This is a genomic window from Allosphingosinicella sp., assembly GCF_036387215.1.
GTDB lineage: Bacteria > Pseudomonadota > Alphaproteobacteria > Sphingomonadales > Sphingomonadaceae > Allosphingosinicella.
On record NZ_DASVUE010000222.1, the window covers coordinates 1 to 14,244 of the forward strand.

At 65.3% G+C, this 14,244-nt stretch carries 15 protein-coding genes and 1 pseudogene; 14 read left to right on the top strand and 2 right to left on the bottom strand.

Going from position 1 to position 14,244, the window contains the following annotated elements; genetic code table 11:
- The coding region (locus VF662_RS08655) for a hypothetical protein (protein WP_464139923.1) at positions 1–272 on the bottom strand (272 nt) is incomplete at its 3' end.
- A gap of 68 nt (positions 273–340) precedes the next feature.
- On the opposite strand from VF662_RS08655, the gene VF662_RS08660 reads away from it, so the two are divergent.
- The 12 genes from VF662_RS08660 (at position 341) to VF662_RS08715 (ending at position 11,779) form a co-directional block, all read left to right on the top strand.
- Positions 341–748: a phage major tail protein, TP901-1 family gene (locus tag VF662_RS08660; RefSeq protein WP_464139925.1), complete on the top strand. Its 408-nt coding sequence runs from the start codon at positions 341–343 to the stop codon at positions 746–748.
- Complete coding sequence (locus VF662_RS08665; protein ID WP_464139927.1) at positions 745–1,050, top strand: gene transfer agent family protein; 306 nt, start codon at positions 745–747, stop codon at positions 1,048–1,050. The genes VF662_RS08660 and VF662_RS08665 overlap by 4 nt, the downstream gene beginning before the upstream one ends.
- Positions 1,043–1,240, top strand: a complete 198-nt coding sequence (locus VF662_RS08670) for a phage tail assembly chaperone (protein WP_464139929.1) — start codon at positions 1,043–1,045, stop codon at positions 1,238–1,240. The genes VF662_RS08665 and VF662_RS08670 overlap by 8 nt, the downstream gene beginning before the upstream one ends.
- The gene (locus VF662_RS08675; RefSeq protein ID WP_464139930.1) at positions 1,233–1,802 is read left to right on the top strand and encodes a tail tape measure protein; all 570 of its coding nucleotides are present in this window, start codon (positions 1,233–1,235) and stop codon (positions 1,800–1,802) included. Before VF662_RS08670 ends, VF662_RS08675 begins: the two co-directional genes overlap by 8 nt.
- Before the next feature lie 2 nt (positions 1,803–1,804).
- Entirely contained in the window at positions 1,805–4,105 is a 2,301-nt protein-coding gene (locus VF662_RS08680) for a DUF2460 domain-containing protein (RefSeq protein ID WP_464139932.1), read from the top strand.
- A complete protein-coding gene (locus VF662_RS08685; RefSeq protein WP_464139934.1) occupies positions 4,102–4,917 on the top strand; it encodes a DUF2163 domain-containing protein in 816 nt (271 codons plus the stop codon). Before VF662_RS08680 ends, VF662_RS08685 begins: the two co-directional genes overlap by 4 nt.
- Before the next feature lie 310 nt (positions 4,918–5,227).
- Positions 5,228–5,638, top strand: coding sequence for a peptidoglycan endopeptidase (locus VF662_RS08690; RefSeq protein ID WP_464139936.1), 411 nt, complete (start codon positions 5,228–5,230; stop codon positions 5,636–5,638).
- A gap of 11 nt (positions 5,639–5,649) precedes the next feature.
- The gene (locus VF662_RS08695; protein WP_464139938.1) at positions 5,650–7,815 is read left to right on the top strand and encodes a phage tail protein; all 2,166 of its coding nucleotides are present in this window, start codon (positions 5,650–5,652) and stop codon (positions 7,813–7,815) included.
- Positions 7,816–7,828: 13 nt separating this feature from the next.
- Positions 7,829–8,326, top strand: a complete 498-nt coding sequence (locus tag VF662_RS08700; RefSeq protein WP_464139940.1) for a DUF2793 domain-containing protein — start codon at positions 7,829–7,831, stop codon at positions 8,324–8,326.
- A 199-nt stretch (positions 8,327–8,525) separates the two neighbouring features.
- Positions 8,526–9,644 (top strand): OmpA family protein, encoded by a 1,119-nt coding sequence (locus tag VF662_RS08705; RefSeq protein WP_464139942.1) that lies wholly within the window; start codon positions 8,526–8,528, stop codon positions 9,642–9,644.
- Between the two features lie 207 nt (positions 9,645–9,851).
- A complete protein-coding gene (locus tag VF662_RS08710) occupies positions 9,852–11,171 on the top strand; it encodes a UDP-glucose dehydrogenase family protein (protein ID WP_464139944.1) in 1,320 nt (439 codons plus the stop codon).
- A 206-nt stretch (positions 11,172–11,377) separates the two neighbouring features.
- Entirely contained in the window at positions 11,378–11,779 is a 402-nt protein-coding gene (locus VF662_RS08715) for a superoxide dismutase family protein (protein ID WP_464139946.1), read from the top strand.
- On the opposite strand, the gene VF662_RS08720 is transcribed toward VF662_RS08715, so the two are convergent.
- On the bottom strand, positions 11,780–13,387 hold the full coding sequence (locus VF662_RS08720; RefSeq protein WP_464139948.1) for a spinster family MFS transporter: 1,608 nt from the start codon (positions 13,385–13,387) through the stop codon (positions 11,780–11,782). It lies immediately after the preceding gene.
- A gap of 67 nt (positions 13,388–13,454) precedes the next feature.
- Here VF662_RS08720 and VF662_RS08725 point away from each other — a divergent pair, with 67 nt between their 5' ends.
- Together VF662_RS08725 and VF662_RS08730 are read left to right on the top strand one after the other, a co-directional pair.
- Positions 13,455–13,928: a low molecular weight protein-tyrosine-phosphatase gene (locus VF662_RS08725; RefSeq protein ID WP_464139950.1), complete on the top strand. Its 474-nt coding sequence runs from the start codon at positions 13,455–13,457 to the stop codon at positions 13,926–13,928.
- Positions 13,925–14,244: pseudogene (locus VF662_RS08730) on the top strand (fructosamine kinase family protein); the annotation flags it as partial. The gene VF662_RS08725 and the pseudogene VF662_RS08730, both read left to right, overlap by 4 nt.

Below are 14,244 nucleotides of genomic sequence, written 5' to 3' on the forward strand. Positions count from 1 at the left end.
TAATCTTCCTGCGTGTTCGAGCGGTAGATCGAAATCTCTTCCTGGATCCCCTGCTCGGCGACTGCGCGCTTCACGCCCATCGCCACTTCAGAGCTGACCAAGGAGGTTTTGAACAGCGCCTCCTTATCGCGGCAGGCCGCAGCGAATGCGGCGTCGAACGCGGCAGGATCCAGCTTCTTCTCAAGGCTCGCCCGGGCGAAGTCCTTGAGACAGCGGGCATAGGCCTCGCGGCTTTTGGCGGGTGGCTCGGGGGCTGCGGCGAGCAGCAGCATTGAAAGCGCAACTGAAATCATGGGCAAATTCCAATCATTACAAGTGCGTGACTGAAGGAGACTGATACATGAGCGCGGAAAAGGGAAGTGCTTTCCTGCTGAAGATCGGGAACGGCGGAAACCCGCCCGTTTTCGCGACCGTCGCCGGGATGCGGACGACGCAGATGTCGGTGAACGGTGAGGCCGTGAACGTCACCAGCAAAGACTCGGGCGGCTGGCGCGAGCTCTTGTCAGGGGCGGGAGTGCGCTCCGTTTCAGTTTCGGCAGGCGGGATCTTCACCGGATCGGCGGCGGAAGGCCGCGTGAAGACCAATGCCCTGGGGGGGATCATCGATGATTATGAGCTGAGCTTCGAGAGCGGCGAGCGGCTGAAGGGCCGCTTCCTTGTAACCCGGCTCGATTATAGCGGCGATTACAATGGCGAGCGGAATTATACGCTCAGCCTCGAAAGCTCCGGCCCGGTGGTGCCGGCATGAACCCCGCGCGAGGGGAGGCGGCGCTTAGCGTCGCCGGCGAGCGGCTGACGCTTCGGCCGAGCTTCGAGGCGCTGGTGGCGGCGGAGGAGGAGCTCGGGCCGCTGTTCGCGCTGGTGGAACGCGCGGCCGGGGGTGGGCTCAAGGTCTCCGAAATTGCGTCCCTGTTCTGGCACTGTGTGGCGGCGCGGCCAGAGGGGCTGACGCGGGAGCGGGTTGGGGAGGCAATCGCCGAGGTGGGGCTCGCCAAGGCGACGCCGGTGCTGAAGGTGCTGCTGACTCAAATCCTGCAGGGACGTGGCTGAGTTCGCCGCCGCCGCCGCAAGGCTTGCGGGAGTTGCGGGCGCGCTGCTCGGCTGGCCGCCGGGCGAGTTCTGGAAAGCAACGCCGGCGGAGCTGGCGACGGTGCTTGCGGCGATGAGCGGCGGCGGTGGCGATCCGGCCGCTTCTCCAGCGGACCTTCGGCGCTTGATGGAGATGTTTCCCGATGGATGAGGAAATCGAACGGCTGCTTGTCAGCGTGCGAGCGGACACGGGCGCCTTTGCGCGCGATGTGGCGGAGATGCGCGGCGAGCTCGAGGGGCCGCTGGCGGCCGGCGTCGACCGGGCGGGGCGGGCGCTGGAGAATGCGCTCGTTCGTGCGGTCCGATCGGGCAAGCTCGGCTTCGACGATCTGAAGCGGGTGGCTCTCTCGGCCCTGGCGGAGATCGCTTCGGCGGCCGTGCGGGGCGGTATCGGTGCCATGTTCGGTGGCGGCGGTCTGGGCGGCCTTGTCGCGGGCGCGGCGCAGCAACTGCCGATCCTGCTTGGTCTACCCGGAAGGGCCGCGGGAGGCCCTGTTGCGCCGGGGCGCGGCTATCTCGTCGGCGAGCGCGGGCCGGAGCTGTTCGTCCCGACCGCGAGCGGCCGGATCGAAACCGGTCGCGGCGGCGGGCGCGAGATCCGGATGAGCATCACGATAAACGCACCGGCCGGCAGCGAGCCGCAGGCGCTGAGCCGGTCAAGCAGGCAGGTCGCGCGAGCGGTGAAGCGGGCGCTGGTGGGGATGGAGGATTAGCAATGGGCCATTGGCTGGCGCCGCCCGGAAGTGCCAAGCAACTGGGCCATCTGAAGCGGTTCGACGTGCGCTACTGGACCGTCAATTTCCCCCGGCCGATGATGGCGGGTGTGGTGACGACAGGCCCGCATTCGCTGCGGGTCGATGCCGTCTTCTACCGCGCCGACGATCTTGCCGGGCTGATCTGGGAGGCCGAGGACAGGCACGACCACCCATTGCTCGCCTACGAGACCAGCAAGGACTTCCGTGAGTGTACACTTCGCTTTCACTGGCGGAGCGGGGGCCTCAAAGGCCTGGATGCGATCGATGGGCCAACGCTGACGATCGAGGGGCGGGACCCGGCCGGGCAGCCGCGCAGTTGGTATGTGCGGCTCTGGAACTACGCGCAGGGCACGCCCGACGATGCAGAGATCAGCATCGATTTTGCTGATCTCGACGGCGGGTTCCTGCTGCCGCAGGAGGCGGATCCGGTCTGGGCCGGAGACGTCGATCGGATGTTCGTTTCGCTGGTGCCGCCTGGATATACGCGCGCCGAGGAGCCGCTGCCGCAGCCCGCGGAAGCATGGCTCGAGATCAGCGGGCTGAACTGCGACGGGCCTGGCTCGGTGCTTTCGATCGGCGACACGTTGGTCCCGGAGCACCGGCTGCGGATCGCGAACGGCTATGACGATACATATCATCTGACGCCGGCGCGGGTGCTGCGGAACGTGATGCAGCTCGGCTATCGTGGGGCCATCAACCATTATGTGGGGATGAGCCACTATTTTCGGCTGGAGGCGAATAGCGGCGCCTTTTACGCCAGCGTAACAGGCGGAGTGCTCAACGTTGCCTGCGCGGCATGGCACCGGGATTATGCGGCGCGAGCGAAGGCGCTCGGCTATGAGATCATCCTCTCGCTGAGCTACGAGCTGCTCGACCAGCATTGCTGGGGCGACTGGAAGCAGCGGACGGAAGATGGATCGCCGGGCCTCACCGGGTGGGACCCCCCATCGGCTTTGCTCTCGCCAGCCCATCCAGGGGCGATGGCCTATTTGCAGGCGGTGGGGCGGGCGTTCGCCGAAATCGCGCGGGACGCCGGCCAGCGAGTGCGCTTCCAGGTCGGCGAGCCCTGGTGGTGGGTGACCTCCGACGGGCGCATCTGCCTGTATGATGATGCCGCAGTGGCGGCGCTGTCTCCGGTCTCCATTCCGGACGTGCGGGCGCCGCTTGAGGCGGCACAGCGGGCAACGCTGGACGCGGCGGGGTCGCTGCTTGCCGCATCCACTTCCGCCCTTTGTGCAGCCGTGAAGAGCGAGGCTCCGGGAGCGGAGACCTTGTTGCTGGTGTATCTGCCGACGGTGCTCGGCGCGCCGGAGGCGGTGCGCGCGAACGTGCCGCTCGGATGGGCGGCTCCTGCTTTCGATGTGTTGCAGCTCGAGGATTATGACTGGGTGACCGGCGGCAACGGCGGCGGCACCTCGCGCGGCATCGCCGCTGTAACCGCTCGGCTCGGCTACCCGGTTCAGGGCCAGCATTACTTCGCGGGATTCGTGCTGCGGCCCGAAGATCGGGCGCAGTGGCAGCCGATCGCCGCTGCGATTGCGCGAGGGCGGGAGCGCGGGACGAACGAAGTCTTCGTCTGGGCGCTGCCGCAGGTGCTGCGCGACGGGTTCACCTGGTTCGATGCAAAGGAGGAGAGTGTGGAAGCATTTGAGGACGTGCGCTTCCCGATATCCCTGGGCCGCGAAGTGAGCGTGGAGCCGGCATTTTCGACCGCAGTCGTCACTACCGCTAGCGGTGCAGAGCAGAGGAACAGCGACTGGGCCGACGCGAGGATGCGCTTCGATGCAGGCCCGGGGGTGCGCGGAGAGGCGGAGCTAAAGGAGCTGATCGCCTTCTTCCGCGCGCGGCGTGGTGCGGCGGTGGGGTTCCGGTTCCAGGATCCGTTCGATCATAGCTCCAAGGACATGACTGGGGAGGCGACGCCAGCGGACCAGCTGCTTGGCATCGGGGACGGTTCCCGGACCGAGTTCCCGCTGGTGAAGCATTATGACTCGCAGGAGCGGCGGATCACACGTCCTGTGGCTGGGACCGTGCGAACCTCCGTCGGAGGCGTGGAGCGGGTGGGCGGCTGGACGCTCGCGCCGCTCGGCGTTGTTCTGTTCGACACGGCGCCGGCGGCGGGCGAGCAGGTGAGAGCGGGGTTCCGCTTCGATGTGCCGGTGCGATTCGCCGAGGATCGGCTGAGCCTCAGCCGTGCAACCTTTGAGGCCGGCGAGGCGGCGAGCGTGCCGCTCATCGAGATCCGCGAAGGCACGGCATGAGCATCGTCGATCGCGACCTCACGACTCTCGCCTTTTGCTGGCGCCTCGAGCGGCGCGACGGTGTCTGCATTGGCTTCACCACCCACGATCGGGAGATCGTGGTGGATCATCTCAGCTATCGAGCGGCTCCGGGAATGCTGCCCTCCACGATTTCCGTCTCCGACGGCTTTGAGGCACATACGCTGGACGTGAAGGGAGCGCTGACGAGCGAGGCGATCACTGCCGAAGACCTGGAGCTGGGACGTTGGGACGGCGCGGCAGTGACGATCTTCATGATTGACTGGGAACAGCCGGAGGCGGGGCAGGTCTATTTGGCTAGCGGAACGCTCGGCGACGTGAGCGCGCATAGCGGCGGCTTCACTGCGGAGCTGCGCGGGCGGACGGCGATGCTCGATCGGCCGGTGGTGGAGCAGACTTCGCCGGAATGCCGAGCCCAGCTTGGGGACAAGAGGTGCCGCGTGGACATGGCAGCAAGAGTGATCGTGACGCGAATCGCAGCGGTTGCGGATGAAACACCGGTGGAGGTCGCAGAGACATCTGTCGAGCCGAATGCCTATTCCTATGGACGGCTCCGGTGGCTGAGCGGCGTGAACAGCGGCCTGGAGAGCGAGCTGGTCTCGTCGGATGGAGCGGTGCTGAGGCTTCGCGAGCCGCCGCCTTTTGCCCCCTCGGCTGGGGATCTCGTCGAGATCCGCGAAGGCTGCGACAAGCGTTTCGAGACCTGCAGGGCGCGGTTCGCGAACAGCGTGAACTTCCGGGGTGAGCCTTACCTGCCGGGCATGGACCTGCTGACGCGCTACCCGGGCGCCTGAAGCGAAACACCAACCAGAGGAGAGAGACTATGCGGCTGCGCGCTTGCATTGCCGGACTGTTGCTTGCGTTAACAGGATGTGCGGCCCTGCCTGAGACGGTTCGGTTCGAGGTGGACGGCAGGATCTTGGAGGTGAGGCAGAAGGGACTCTCCGGGCAGCTTCCCGGCGGCTGGTCGAAATCGCCTGATTGCGGGACTTGGCCGCGGTTCGACCCGGCTGAGCTCGGCTCATCGATCGAAAGTATCCGGACGATCTTGCCGGACGAGCTGGAGCTGGTCGGCCGAGACGGAGCCCTGGTGCGCCTTTACCGATGCCGGTGAAGCGAGGGGAGGCCGCCGCAGCGAGGGCAAGGGAGCTCGTCGGCAGCCGCTTCCGTCCGCAGGGGCGGCGACGGGAGCATGGCCTGGACTGCCTGGGGCTCGTGGCCGCGGCGGCGGAGTTGCCAATCGAGCTGATGCCGACGGGTTATGCGATGAGGAGCGAAGTCTCGGAAGACATGCTCTCGCTCACGCTCGACGGGCGGGTCGAGAAAATCAGCATTGCCGATGCGGGGGAGGGTGATGTGCTCCTGGTGCAGGCGGGCCCCGGGCAGCATCATTTTCTCATCTTGCTGAAGGACGGCTTCGTTCACGCCGACGCGCGGCTGGGGCGGGTGGTTGAGACGCCCGGAGCGGTGGCGTGGCCGGTCGTGGCTGCCTGGCGGATAATGGAGACGGACTGATGGCGACTCTGGTGCTCGCCGCGGTCGGGACGGCGATAGGCGGACCGATCGGCGGCGCAATCGGTGCAATCTTCGGGCAGAGCGTGGACTCGAGGGTCTTTGCGCCCAAGGCACGACATGGCCCGAGGCTGGGCGATCTTTCCGTTCAAACCTCGTCCTATGGAACTCAGATCCCAAAGATCTTTGGACGCATGCGGGTTGCCGGCACCGTCATCTGGGCCACGGATATCAAAGAGGACCGAACCAAGAGCAGCGGCGGCAAGGGACAGCCGAAGACGGTGACCTACAGCTATTCCGCGTCTTTCGCGGTCGTACTTTCAGGCCGGCCAATCCGCGCCGTCCGCCGGATGTGGGCCGACGGTAAGCTACTTCGAGGCGCGGCGGGAGACTTCAAGAGCCGAACCAAATACCGGCTCTACCTGGGCAGCGAGAGCCAAATGGTTGATCCAATCATTGCCTCGATGGAAGGCATGGGCAACGCTCCGGCGCATCGTGGAACGGCCTATGCAGTGTTCGAGGATTTCGAACTCGCCGATTACGGAAACCGGATACCTTCGATCACCTTTGAACTGGAGGCGGAGGAGGGACCCGTCACTATAGGTGCGGTGGCCGCGGAACTGAGCGAGGGGGACATCTTGGACGGGATAACTCCCGCGGTGGGCGGTTACGCAGCGAGCGGGGACAGCGTCCGAGGTGCGGTCGAGGCGCTGAGCGAGGTGGTGCCGCTGAGCCTATGTGAGACCGAGGAGGGCATGGTGCTCACGACTGCGGCGGATGCTCCGCTGCTGCTCCCCACTGAAGCGATCAATGCCGTTGGCAACGGTGCCGGAGGTCGAACCGAAATCTCGAGGCGTGCTGCCGGCGCGATCCCCGCCGAAGTCAGCGTCTCCTACTACGACCCGGATCGCGATTATCAGACGGGGTTGCAACGTGCCGGCCGCGCTGGCGCTTCGCTGCGGGCGGAGCGCCTCTCGGTGCCGGCTGCCTTGATAGCGGATGCGGCTAAAGCCTTTGCCGAACGCCGCCTGGCGTACCTTTGGGCCGCCCGGGAAACCGGCAAGCTCAACCTCGGCTGGCGCCATAGCGATTTGCGGGCCGGGCAGTACGTGCGGCTGAGCGGCCGAACGGGCACGTGGAGGGTCAGCCGCTGGTCGCTGGACCGAATGGTGGTGGAGCTGGAGATCGCCCGAATTCCAGGGGCGGCGGCACCGGCGGAGCCCTTCGCTCATCCCGGGCGGCCCACGCCGCAGCCGGATCTGCTGCACGGCGGAACTAAGCTGCTCCTGCTCGACCTTCCTCCGACCGGAGATGAGGTCCTCTCGGCACCGCGAATTGTCGCAGCCGCCGCGGGGGCGGAACAAGGGTGGCGGCAGGCTGCGCTGACTGCGAGTCTCGACGGAGGAACCTGGCAGCCGCAGGGGAGCACGGCTGCCCCAGCGACGATGGGCGTGTCGCTGACCGTGCTGGGCCCTTCGGGCTCGGCCCTCATCGATCGCGCGGGCACAGTGGAGGTGGAACTCCTCAACGAAAGCATGTGGCTTGAAGGCAGGAGCGACCCAGCCCTGGCAATGGGTGAGAACGCAGCAATGCTTGGAGACGAGCTCATTCAATTCGGAGAAGCGGAGCCGCTGGGAAACAGGCGCTTCCGGTTGAAGCGCCTGCTGAGGGGACGTCAGGGCACCGAATGGGCCGCGGCGTTGCACCACGCAGGCGAGCCCTTCGTGCTGTTGGAGCAGGAGCGACTAGCGCCCCTCGAAGGGAAGGTCGCCGCCGTCGGTGGCGAGTTGAGAATGATGGCGTCCAGCATCGGCGACTCAGACCCTCCTCCACTCGCGAGCCTCCGGATAGAAGGACGCGCCTTGCAGCCGCCCTCGCCCGTGCAATTGCGCGCCGTGCGGGAGACGAACGGCGACGTCGGTATCAGCTGGACCCGGCGCAGCAGGAGCGGATGGAGCTGGCCGAGCGGCGCCGACACTCCTTTGGGCGAGGAGGTGGAGTGCTACGAACTACTGCTTTCGGGCAACGGCTCTGACCGGCGAATGGTGCTGTCCCAACCGGGCTACGTCTACACCAGCTCTCAGCAAGCGGTGGATAGTCAGACCGGCCCGCTCCTGATTCGCGTATCTCAGCTGGGAACCCATGCGCGCTCCCGCGTCGCAAGCATCTCGATCAACTAACCAGGAGTGCGAAATGAACGACACCACGGCGCGTCTTGCGCTGCCTTTCATCCTGCCCGGACAAGCGCAGAAGGAATTCTATCACAATGAGGCCCTGACGCGGCTGGACATTGCCTGCCATCCATCCGTCGAAGGTGCGCCACTGGCAACGCCGCCGCTAACTCCCTCACTGGGGCAGAGCTGGATCGTGGCTTCAGGCGGCGTCGGTCATTGGACCGGGATGGACGGTGCGCTCGCCTCTTGGACCGAAGGTGGCTGGCGATTTCTACAGCCGGTCGATGGCATGCTGGCGTGGAACAAGTCCACCGGCTGCTGGGTCCACTGGCGAAACGACGGCTGGAGCGACGGCGAACTTCCCGCCGCGGCCTTGGTGGTTGCGGGCAAGAAGGTGGTTGGAGAACGGCAGCCAGAGGTGCCAACCCCTTCAGGCGGAACGACAATTGATGGCGAAGCCAGAGCGGCCATCATCGCATTGACTGCGGCATTAAAGTCACACGGCTTGATAGATTGATCCTTTTCTCTTCAGCAATGAAACCGCTTCGTCGGGCTCTCGTTTGAAAGTCCGTTCGGAGGGGCCTCACCAGCGTTAGCTATACGCTGAGGCATTTCGGCAACATGTGTGGGTTTAAGCGCGCTTGCGCGGAAACTCCGCTTACCGTAATGAGTTCAAGGTCGGTCCCGTTGGATCGCAGAAGAAAGGGGAAAGATTTATGCGGAAGCTCGCCATAGCTGTGGCGCTGTCATCCACCGTGCTCGCTACGCCGGCACTTGCGCGCGATGGCGCCTGGTACGTGGGTGGCGAATTCGGCGCGATGATCGTGGAAGACATGGATGTCGACCGTGGCACGGTCAACAATGCCTTCACCATCGATTACAAGAAGGATTACGACGCTGCCCTGTTCGTAGGCTATGATCTCGGCGGTTTCCGCGTTGAGGCAGAGGCCGGCTACAAGCACGCTCACGTCGATGAGATCCTCGGAGCTCCGGGGGTTCGTTTCCCGGGTGAAGGTGTCACGGCTGGAGGCGTTCGCAACGCCGACGGCGAGACCAACGTTCTCAGCTTCATGCTGAACGGCATGCTGGACTTCGGCGATGAAGACCTTAGCGGCTTCGTCGGCGGCGGCGTCGGCATGGCCCGGGTCAAGTTCGACGACATCCGGACGTTCTCTAACCAGGGTCCGATCCTCGACGATTCCGACACTCGCTTTGCATGGCAGGTGTTTGCGGGCGTTCGTCAGGCGATCACCGACAATATCGACATCCAGGTGAAGTACCGCTTCTTCAATGTCGATGACGTGAGCATCCCGTCGTTCGGTGCGCAGGACACGAACAGCCGTTGGCGTTCGCACAGCCTGCTCGGCGGCATCGTGTTCAACTTCGGGGCTGCTCCGCCGCCTCCGCCGCCGCCGCCGCCTCCGCCGCCGCCACCCCCGCCGCCTCCGCCTCCGCCTCCGCCTCCGCCGACTCCGCAGGCGCCGGTGCAGATCGGCCCCTTCATCGTGTTCTTCGATTGGGATCGGTCGGACATCACGCCGCAGGCTGCTGCGATCCTCGACAACGCCGCCGCTTCGTACCAGCAGACTGGTCAGGCGCAGGTCGTGCTCGCAGGTCACGCGGACCGTTCGGGTTCGGCTCAGTACAACGTTGGGCTTTCCCAGCGTCGTGCGGACGCAGTGCGCTCATACCTCGCAGGGCGTGGTGTTCCGGATGGGTCGATCTCGTCCGAGGCCTTCGGCGAAAGCCGACCGCTGGTCGAAACGGCCGACGGCGTCCGCGAGCCGCAGAACCGGCGCGTGGAAATCACCTTCGGCCCGGGCGCGGGCATGTAAGGTGGGCTCCCGCCGCTTCGGCGGCGGGTGCACGCAAGGTTGGAATTGGGCCGGTCCTTCGGGGCCGGCCCTTTTCTTTTGCGCCGTTCCGAACGCGGGAGGGGGATTTGTGCGGCCGCCAGCTGCATGGAGAGTCGCGGCGGATGCTTGTTAGACAGGGCATCGCTTTGTAAGCGGACCCAACTCAAAGGCCTTTAAGGACTCTCCATGCGTATCGCGATGATTGGGACCGGCTATGTCGGGCTGGTCTCCGGAGCCTGTTTTTCAGATTTTGGACATCACGTCACATGCGTCGACAAGGACGCGGCCAAGATCGATGCGCTGCATCGGGGCGTGATGCCGATCTTCGAACCCGGGCTTGACCGGCTGGTGGAGCGGAACGTGCGCGGCGGCCGCCTCTCGTTTACGACGGACCTAGGTCCAGCGGTGGCTGATGCCGATGCCGTCTTTATCGCGGTTGGCACGCCCTCCCGACGCGGAGATGGTCATGCAGACCTCAGCTACGTCTTCGGCGCGGCCGAAGAGATTGCCAGAGCACTCGCCAAGCCGGCAGTGGTGGTGACGAAATCAACCGTCCCTGTGGGTACCGGCGACGAGGTGGAGCGCATCATCCGTGAAACTGCGCCCGAGGCGCAGGCGTGGGTGGTGTCGAATCCGGAATTTCTTCGCGAAGGCGCTGCGATCGAGGATTTCAAACGGCCCGATCGAATCGTCGTCGGCACAGACGATGAGCGGGCAGCCGACATCATGCGTGAAGTCTATCGGCCGCTCTACCTCAACAAGGCGCCGCTCGTCTTCACCAGCCGACGAACAGCCGAGCTGATCAAATATGCGGCAAACGCCTTTCTGGCGACGAAGATCACCTTCATCAACGAGATTGCGGATCTCTGCGAGGTCGTGGGCGCGGACGTGCAGGACGTCTCGCGGGGAATAGGTCTGGATAACCGCATTGGGCCGAAGTTCCTCCACGCGGGGCCGGGCTATGGTGGGTCCTGCTTTCCTAAGGACACTCTCGCGCTCCTGAAGACAGCCGAGGATCACCAGGCGCCGCTGCGCATCGTCGAAGCCGTGGCCAAGGTGAACGAGGCGCGGAAGCGCGCGATGGGCCGCAAAGTCATCCAGGCCATGGGAGGGGAGGCACGAGGAAAGACCGTGGCCCTGCTCGGCCTGACCTTCAAGCCCAACACCGACGATATGCGCGACGCGCCGTCGATCAGCATCGTCCAGGCGCTCCAGGACGCCGGTGCGAGGGTCCGCGGCTACGACCCCGAAGGTACGGAACAGGCGCGCCCGTTGCTGCCGGACGTGGACTTCTGCGACGACCCTTACGATGCAGCCGAGAATGCGGACGCGGTTGTGCTGGTCACGGAGTGGGACGTGCTGCGCGCGCTCGACCTGAAGCGGTTGGCAGCAACCATGGCGGAGCCAGTTCTCGTCGATTTGCGCAACGTCTATCCGCCTGAAGACGTCATGAGCGCCGGCTTGCAATGGTATGGCGTCGGGCGGACCGCGCCAAATCCGGGCTGAGCGAAACCGTCTCACGTGCGTTTCGTTCTCCTCCTGAGCAAGGCATCGGGAGAGGCAGGGCGATGAAGAAGATCGTGGGATTTGTGGCGGCGGGAATGCTGATGTCCGGCTGCAGTATGCAGCAGGGAGCCGCTGGGCCAGCGGATGCTGTCTCACCTGCTGGAGGCACCGCCGCAGCCGATGTTCGTGATGCTGGCGGGATCACCATGGCACGCGCAAGTGTCTCGCAGCTCGGCGACAGCTTGCGCGTGAACGTCGAGGCCCTAGGAATGAGGCCCGGGACCTACGGCGTCCATCTTCACACAACCGGGCGCTGCGACCCGCCCGGTTTCACGACCGCCGGTCCGCACTGGAACCCGACGGCGCAACAGCATGGGAAGAACAACCCGCAGGGCATGCACAAAGGCGATCTTCCAAACCTTGCCGTTGGCACCGACGGGCGCGGCAGCTTCGAGGTGACGATCGCGGCGGCGGCGATGGCCGGAGGAGCCAATGCCTTGCTGGACGGAGACGGCGCGGCGGTCGTGCTCCACGCCTCCGCTGATGATTATCGGACGGATCCGTCTGGAAACAGCGGCGGGCGGATCGCGTGCGGGGTGCTTCGGTAGCTAGATGGGCTCACCGGCCAGGCGGGCGCGCTGCAACTTCGTGGCTTCCAGCTCCCCGATCCGCCGACAGCCGAGCCACAGCGCCGCCAAGGTGAACGGCGGGACGACGTAAAGGGCAAAGATGCCCGTGCTGAGGCTTTGCGTCACGTCCGCAACCTTACCCACATAATATGGGCCTAGCGCCAGTCCCACCATCGTCGTTCCCAAGATGTAGGTTGCGCCCGCCGTTGCCCGCATTCGCGGAAGGACCAGGTCCTGAAGGGTGGCGATCGCGGCACCAACCCAGGCGGATGAGAGCATGTGCGCGAATGGAAAGGCTATATAGAAGGCGGTGAGGCTCTCCGTGGTGAACATGAACCAGATTATCGGCGCGGGAAGCGCTACGGAAAGCATGTTCACGAACAGGCGGCCCCGCGCGTCGCGCCTGCGCCAGAGATCGGACGCCACGCCGCCCAGGATTACCCCGGCGGCTGCGGAGATTGCTCCGCACCAGCCGATGATCATCGCAACCTCCTCGGCGGCGGTGAGGCCGCTCAGATAGACGGCATGGCCTGCCGGATCGGCGTAGAAGGTTCGGAGCGCATAGGGAGGCCCCCAGAAGCTGATCGCGTAGGTGAGGAAGGAAATGCTCCCAAAGGCAATCGCGAGCATCAGCGTCGTGGGAGTGCCCCAGATCAGCCGATGAACGGGCGCGTCCCGGTGGCGCAGCGACTGCACCCAGGAAAAGACTGCATAAACGCCGAGGCCATAGGCTCCCCATTGCGGCACATCTCCGGTGAGCCAGATTAGCGCCAAGGCGGCGACAAGCACGAGTGCCAGCACCGCCAGATTGACTTTCAGCGCCCCCGGTATCCGGCTGACACTGAGCAAAGTGAGCGGCGGGAGGATGGCCGCCAACTCCCGCCCGAACGCGCGCCAGGCCCCCGGCTGCACGATCGGTTGAGGGAGATCATCGGAGGCGCCGCGCTTAGGCTCCCGAAGCGATAATACCAAGAGAGCCAATAGCAGGCCCGGCACTCCCACGGCGAGAAATGCCGCCTGCCACCCGGAAAGCCCGAGCGGCGCCGTTCCCGCATCAGGGAAAGCCGAGTCCCATCTGCTCAGGACGAGACCACCGATCGGAAGGCTGAGGCCGCCGCCGATAAAAAGACCGCTCGAATAAATAGAGAGCGCGGTCGCACGGCGTTCCTTGGGGAAATAGTCTGAAATCATCGAATAGGCGGCTGGTGACGCACTGGCTTCGCCGATGCCGACGCCGATCCTTGCCGCTGCCAGGGTTCCGAAGCTGCTCGCGAACCCGGACAAAGCCGTCATCGAGGACCAGAGCGCCAGCCCCAGTGCAATCAGGCGACCGCGGTACCAGCTGTCCGCCAGGCGCCCGAGCGGGATCCCGAACAGCGCGTAAAAGACGGCAAAGGCGGTCCCGTAAAGGAAGCCGATCTGCGCGTCCTCGAGCTTCAGGTCCCGTTTGATTCCCTCTGCCAGAATCGAAAGAATCTGCCGATCGATGAAGTTGAGGACGTAGACGATCACCAGGACGAAGAGAGCGTACCAGGCATAGGCTCCGACGCGGATCGGCTGGTGCGGTTCGGTCTGCGCGTCGCCCAAGCATCGTCTCCCGCTTGTGAGCCCCTGAAGCGGCGGCTAGCAGACATGTCGGTTTCAATCGGGGCCGATGTCAATGCGCGCTTCCGTTTTGTTCGTCTGCCTTGGCAACATCTGCAGGTCGCCGCTTGCGGAGGCCGCCTTTCGCCGGCAAGTGGAACGGCTGGGGCTGGACGTGGGCATCGACTCCGCCGGCACAGGCGACTGGGATGTCGGGCGGCCACCTGATGCGCGCGCACAAGCGGTCGCCGCCAGGAACGGGATCGACATTTCTCATCTTAAGGCGCGGCAGGTCCGTCCCGCCGATTTCCTGCGCTTTGACCACATCGTCGCCCTGGACGCGCAGAACCTCGCCGCTCTCCGGCGGATTCAGCCCGCGGAGAGCAAGGCCGAGCTCTCGCTTCTGCTCGATCATGTGGAGGGGCGGGAAGGGCAACCGGTGGCGGACCCTTATCATGGCGGGGCCGACCATTTCGATGTCACCTGGGCAGATGTGAGCGCAGGTGCGACCGGCCTCGCCAGGAAGATGGCCGCTCGACCGTGAGCTCCTTCTCGAGACGGGTCGCTGCTCTGATGGGCGTGCCGGAGGAACGGCTGGAGCGGCTTGCCGGCGGCGACCTCTCCGAAGTGCTGATGCTTCGGCGGCCCGACGGCCGCTGTACGGTCGCAAAGGGTGGGCCGGCCGTCGGCGCCGAGGCAGCGATGCTCCGAAGCATCATGGCCGCAGGAATTCCGGTTCCCCACGTCGAGGGCGAGCATTCCGGCGTGTTGCTTCTCGAACATGTGCCGAATGATGGTGTGTTCAGCGCCAACGCATGGTCGGACATCGGCGCCGCGCTCCGCCGCCTCCATGGAAAGCT